This is a genomic window from Bradyrhizobium sp. SHOUNA76, from assembly GCF_023006445.1.
In the GTDB taxonomy this organism is placed as follows: Bacteria; Pseudomonadota; Alphaproteobacteria; order Rhizobiales; family Xanthobacteraceae; genus Bradyrhizobium.
On sequence record NZ_JALBHA010000460.1, the window covers coordinates 1 to 5,235 of the forward strand.

The window sequence follows — 5,235 nt, forward strand, 5'->3', positions numbered from 1 at the left end:
GCTGCCGCGCGGATCGCCATAGTGAAGGTGCTCGGCGCCGAATGCGCGCATGCGGCGGCCGACAAAGGCGCGGAAGCGCTGCACCGCGCGTTCGTCGACATGTGTGCAGCCGAGCGCGAACGCGCCTTGCCCGGGCGTTTCGACGATGATCTTCGGCTTGTTCGGTTCGGCCGCGCGCGCAGGGATGCGCGCGGCGACGAAGGTGCCGGAGCCAACGGTGGCTTCGGCAAAGCCGTCAGCGATCAGGCGCTCATAGGCGGTGACGACGGCGTTGCGCCGAAAGCCCGTTTGCTTCGCCAGCGTGCGTGACGGCGGCAGCGGCTCGCCAGGCTTGACGAGGCCGGAGACGATCATCTCGCACAGCGCCTGATAGAGCCGATGCGCGGCGGAGGCGCCGGCCGTGACGTGCGGGCCGGCGAGATCGAGCGACAGCTCGGTCTTGGCCGGGGAGGGAAGAGAATTGGTCGGAATTTTTTGCATGGAATTGGAACTATCGCAGACCAAATGCGCCGCTACAACTACTCCGGATCTTTCCAATCCGATCAGGAGCGGCCGTGAGCCAGACCGAGACCACCAATTCCTATCCGACCTCCGCGCGCAGCCAGGTGAAGCGCCGGCACGATCGCGGCTTCTACGATCACGACACGGTTCATCGCATCCTGGATTCCTCGATGCTCTGCCATGTCTCCTACGTGATCGACGGCCAGCCCTATTGCACGCCGACCTTCTTCTGGCGCGAGGGCACCAGGCTCTACTGGCACGGCTCGAGCGCAAGCCGGATGTTGCGCAGCCAGACCAAGGGCGAGCGCGTGTGTCTCACGGTCGCCCATCTCGACAGCCTCGTGCTGGCGCGCTGCGGCTTCAACCATTCCGCCGACTACCGTGCGGTGATGGCATTCGGCACCGCCTATCTCGTTACCGATCCCAGCGAGAAGGAGCGCGCGGTGATCGCGATGGTCGATCGCTTCTTCCCGGATCGCACCGCGAGTCTCAGGGCGAGCAACACCCAGGAGATCAAGGCGACGTCCTTCATCGCGATGGAAATCGAGGAAGCCTCGGCCAAGATACGCGCCAAGGGTGTTGCTGACGACGACGAGGACTATGCGTTGCCGATTTATGCCGAACGCATCCCGGTGCGCACCGTGATCGGCGCGCCGGAACCGTGCCCGCGCCTGCTCGACGGCGTCACGCGTCCTGCGACGTTGAATGGCTATTCGGAAGGGCGCCTGCTCGAAGATGCATTGCGGGATGCTTATTTTGTGGAGTACCCGAACGGCTGAAATCGGTTAGCTTGCGCACTCCTTGGGACCATTGGAATGCCTGGAGTTGCCTGATGAATGCCGAAACGCAGCAGAGGATTCTCGACGCCGTCGATGCCGGCTTCGAAGCCCAGCTTGCCACCACACGCGATTTCGTCGCGATCCCTTCGACCCGCGGGGCGGAGGGGCCGTGTCAGGACATGATCGGCGACCTCCTGCGCGAGCGTGGCTATGAGGTCGACGACTGGCACATCGATGTCGATGATCTCAAGGATCTGCGCGGCTTCGGCCCGATAGAGCATGATTTCTCCAAAGCACGTTCGGTGGTGGGCACCTACCGTCCGCAAACGAACGGCGGCAAATCGCTGATCCTGCAGGGCCACTGCGATGTGGTGCCCGCTGGCCCGCTGGAATTGTGGGACACGCCGCCGTTCTCGCCCGTCATCAAGGACGGCAAGATGTTCGGCCGTGGCGCCTGCGACATGAAGTCGGGCACCATCGGCGCGCTCTATGCCCTCGATGCGATCAAGGCCGCGGGCTTCAGGCCGACGGCACGGATCCACTTCCAGTCCGTGATCGAGGAGGAGAGCACAGGCGTCGGCGCGCTCTCGACGCTGCAGCGCGGCTATCGTGCGGATGCCTGCTTCATTCCGGAGCCGACCGGCGGCAAGATGGTGCGCTCGCAGGTCGGCGTGATCTGGTTTCGCCTGCGCGTGAAGGGCCATCCGACGCATGTCGCCTTTGCCGGCTCCGGCGCGAATGCGATCATGGCCGCCTATCATTTGATCCAGGCGCTGCAGAAGCTGGAGATCGAATGGAACGAGCGCGCCAAAGCTGACAGGCACTTCAAGACGCTCAACCATCCCATCAACTTCAACCCCGGCATCATCAAGGGCGGCGACTGGGCTTCCAGCGTGCCGGCCTGGTGCGATGTCGATTGCCGGATTGCGGTTCTGCCGGGTTGGTCGATCGCCGACCACCAGAAGGAGATCATGGCCTGCGTCGCTGCCGCGGCGCGCAACCACCGCTTCCTTGCCAATAATCCGCCGGAGATCGAATGGTCGGGCTTCCTGTCGGAAGGCTATGAACTGACCGACGCCGCCGCGCCGGAGGCTGCGTTCGGCAAAGCGTTCGGCAAGGTCTATGGCGGCGCGGTCGAGGACCTCGTCTTCACCGCGCTCACCGACACCCGCTTCTATGGCCTCAACCACGGCATTCCGAGCCTGTGCTTCGGTGCCAGCGGCGGCGAGATGCACGGCTTCAACGAATATGTCGAGCTGGAGTCGCTGAAGAAAGCGACCAAGGCGATGGCGCTGTTCATCGCGGAATGGTGCGGAGTGGAGAACGCGTAGCCGTCGCTCCGTTCGCGGTGCCGTAGGGTGGGCAAAGGCGCCTTTGCGCCGTCCCCACGAGTCTTATTCGACATAACCAGCGCGTGGGCACGCGCCGCTTTGCCCATCCTACGGCTGGAGCGCTCAGCTGCCTGACCCTCCGGATCCTCCTAAATCCTTTAAGCTTAAAATAAAGACTAGGATGCGGCATTGACCGGTGGCAGACTGGCGGCGAGTTCGCGAGTCCTCGGGAGTCACAATGCGCGATTGGGATGATGCTTATGCCAATTCGGCCCATATCCCCGGCTCGGACAAGATGCCCGCGTTGTGGTTGGAGCGAGCCGCGGCGTATCGTGCCGGGCTGAGGAACTTTCGCGCCGACATCGCCTATGGCGCCGGGGAGCGCCAGAAGCTCGACCTGGTCCTGCCCGACGGCGACAGCAAGGGGCTCGTCGTCTTCGTCCATGGCGGCTACTGGATGCGCTTCGACAAGTCGACCTGGACCGATCTCGCCGAAGGCGCGCGGCACCATGGCTGGGCCGTGGCGCTGCCGAGCTACACGCTGACGCCGGCTGCGCGCATCTCCGACATCACCGCCGAAATCACCGCCGCGATCGCGAAAGCGGCCTCGCTTGTCGCAGGTCCGATCCACCTCGCCGGCCACTCGGCCGGCGGCCATCTCGTCACGCGCATGCTGTGCGATGACAGCCGGCTGGAGCCCGCCGTCTACAGCCGCATTGCCGGCACGCTCTCGATCAGCGGCCTGCACGACCTGCGTCCGCTGCTCAAGACCAAGATGAACGAGACACTGGGCATGACCATGGAGGAAGCGACGCTCGAAAGCGCGGCGCTGCATTTGCCGCGTGGGCATTCGCCCGTGACCGCCTGGGTCGGCGGCGGCGAGCGGCCCGAATTCATCCGCCAGTCCGACCTGATGGCCAATGTCTGGACCGGCTTCGACGTGCCGACGCGCCTCGTCGTCGAGCCGGCGCTGAACCATTTCACCGTGATCGACGGGCTCAAGGATCCGTCGTCGCAGATCACCGCGCGCCTGATCGGCCTCGACTGAGCAGGCCGGTATGATCGATCGAGAGGGCCAGCCATGACGTCCAGCGATTACGATCCTGCGAATGAAGGCGCCGAGACCGATTTCGCCCGGCGGATGTCCTATGGCGACTACCTGGCGCTGGATGCGATCCTCGGCGCGCAGCATCCGCTCTCGGAAGCGCATGACGAGATGCTGTTCATCATCCAGCATCAGACCACCGAGCTGTGGATGCGCCTTGCCATCCACGAGCTCAGCGCCGCGCGCCGCGCCATCGCCATGGACGAGGTGCAGCCTGCAATGAAGATGCTGGCGCGGATGTCGCGCATCTTCGAGCAGCTCAACAACGCCTGGGACGTGCTGCGCACCATGACGCCCAGCGAGTACACGCGCTTCCGCTCGCAGCTCGGACAGTCCTCGGGCTTTCAGTCGCGGCAATACCGGCTGATCGAATTTCTGCTCGGCAACCGCAATCACGCCATGCTCAAGCCGCACGCGCACGATGTGGAGACGACGAAGCTGCTCGAGGCCGAACTCGCGACGCCCAGCCTCTATGACGAAGTGCTGCGGCTCGCCGACCGCAACGGGCTCAAGATGCCGGCCGCGGTGCTGGCTCGCGATGTTCGCGAGACCCACAGCTTCAACGAAGGCGTGCTGCAGGCCTGGCGTGTCGTCTACGAGGCGCCGGAGACGCATTGGATGCTCTACGAGCTCGCCGAGAAACTCGTCGACTTCGAGGATTATTTCCGCCGCTGGCGCTTCAACCACGTGACCACGGTCGAGCGTGTCATCGGCTTCAAGCGCGGTACCGGCGGCACCGGTGGTGTCAGCTATCTCAAGCGCATGCTGGAGGTGGAGCTGTTCCCCGAGCTCTGGCGCGTCCGCACGATTCTGTAGAGATTTTCCATGACCAAGCTTCGCGTCTACGACGACACCAAGGCGCTGTTCCATCTGCCCGACGGTGTGATCTATCTCGACGGCAATTCGCTCGGCGCCCTGCCGCTTGGCGTTGCCGAGCGGGTCAACCGCGTCATCACCACCGAGTGGGGCAATGAGCTGATCCGGGCCTGGAACACTGCCGGCTGGTATGCCCAGCCGCGTCACGTCGGCGATCGCATCGCGCGGCTGATCGGTGCGGAGGCCGGATCCGTAATGGTCGGCGACACGTTGTCGCTGAAGGTCTATCAGGCGCTCGCCGCCGCGCTCGACATGAGCGCATCGCGCATGGTCATCCTCTCGGACACCGGCAATTTCCCGACCGATCTCTACATGGCCGAGGGCCTGATCGCGACGCTCGGGCGCGGCCACCAATTGCGCCTGGTGGCGCCGGAGGAGATCGAGGATTCGTTGTCCGAGGAGATCGCGGTCCTCTACATCACCGAGGTCGATTACCGCACCGGCCGCCGCCACGACATGGCGAAGCTGACGGCGAAAGCGCATGCGCTCGGCATCGTCACGGTCTGGGATCTCGCCCATTCCGCCGGCGCGCTGCCGGTCGATCTTGCGGGCACCGGCGCCGATTTCGCCGCCGGCTGTACCTACAAATACATCAATGCCGGCCCCGGCGCGCCGGCGTTCCTGTACGTCGCGCCGCGCCATG

6 protein-coding genes are annotated in these 5,235 nt (G+C 64.6%); 5 read left to right on the plus strand and 1 reads right to left on the minus strand.

The window, feature by feature from the left end; all coding sequences use genetic code 11:
* On the minus strand, positions 1-480 hold a 480-nt coding region (locus tag MOV74_RS30710; protein WP_246930568.1), incomplete at its 3' end, for a GntR family transcriptional regulator.
* Between the two features lie 74 nt (positions 481-554).
* Between MOV74_RS30710 and MOV74_RS30715 the strand changes: the two genes are divergently transcribed.
* From MOV74_RS30715 to MOV74_RS30735, 5 genes are all read left to right on the plus strand, one after another.
* The gene (locus MOV74_RS30715; protein ID WP_246930569.1) at positions 555-1,280 is read left to right on the plus strand and encodes a pyridoxamine 5'-phosphate oxidase family protein; all 726 of its coding nucleotides are present in this window, start codon (positions 555-557) and stop codon (positions 1,278-1,280) included.
* Positions 1,281-1,333: 53 nt separating this feature from the next.
* Positions 1,334-2,611 (plus strand): ArgE/DapE family deacylase, encoded by a 1,278-nt coding sequence (locus tag MOV74_RS30720; RefSeq protein ID WP_246930571.1) that lies wholly within the window; start codon positions 1,334-1,336, stop codon positions 2,609-2,611.
* A gap of 238 nt (positions 2,612-2,849) precedes the next feature.
* Entirely contained in the window at positions 2,850-3,659 is an 810-nt protein-coding gene (locus MOV74_RS30725) for an alpha/beta hydrolase (protein WP_246930573.1), read from the plus strand.
* Positions 3,660-3,692: 33 nt separating this feature from the next.
* Positions 3,693-4,532 carry a tryptophan 2,3-dioxygenase gene (gene kynA, locus MOV74_RS30730; RefSeq protein WP_246930574.1) on the plus strand — a complete coding sequence of 280 codons (840 nt, stop codon included), beginning with the start codon at positions 3,693-3,695 and terminating at the stop codon, positions 4,530-4,532.
* 9 nt (positions 4,533-4,541) lie between these two features.
* A partial coding sequence (locus tag MOV74_RS30735; RefSeq protein ID WP_246930576.1) for an aminotransferase class V-fold PLP-dependent enzyme occupies positions 4,542-5,235 on the plus strand: 694 nt, incomplete at its 3' end.

What these genes read in the sequence shown, in the direction of transcription:
- MOV74_RS30725 (WP_246930573.1), top strand. Translation starts at nt 2,850, where the DNA reads ATGCGCGATTGGGATGATGCTTATGCCAATTCGGCCCATATCCCCGGC.
- MOV74_RS30720 (WP_246930571.1), top strand. Translation starts at nt 1,334, where the DNA reads ATGAATGCCGAAACGCAGCAGAGGATTCTCGACGCCGTCGATGCCGGC.
- kynA (WP_246930574.1), top strand. Translation starts at nt 3,693, where the DNA reads ATGACGTCCAGCGATTACGATCCTGCGAATGAAGGCGCCGAGACCGAT.